This window comes from Bradyrhizobium sp. Ken64 (assembly GCF_055807555.1).
Map to the genome: position 1 here is coordinate 1 of NZ_JBVVPA010000108.1, position 268 is coordinate 268.

Consider the following 268-nt stretch of genomic DNA (forward strand, 5'->3'; position numbering starts at 1 on the left):
GTCACCTACAGTGCGGCGATCTACCTGATTCCCTCACTGGTGATCCAGCTGTTCGAACCCTGACTGGACCACTGCCCATCTGGGCGGCAAGGCGTACCGGGAATGCGCGGTGGTGTTGAAGGACGGCACGCTCAAGGTCGGCTTCCAACAATCGGGCTATTACACTGACCCGCGCTGTGTGCGGCCATTGCTGGAGGCGCGGGTGCAGGCCGTGCGAGCCAAAGCGGGCTTCAATGCCTGGTTCCTGGATGTCTACGCAGCCGGCATG

1 pseudogene is annotated in these 268 nt (G+C 62.3%); it reads left to right on the top strand.

What is annotated here, in order from left to right:
- Positions 1-67: 67 nt before the first annotated feature.
- Positions 68-268: pseudogene (locus AC0L2F_RS35840) on the top strand (glycoside hydrolase); the annotation flags it as partial.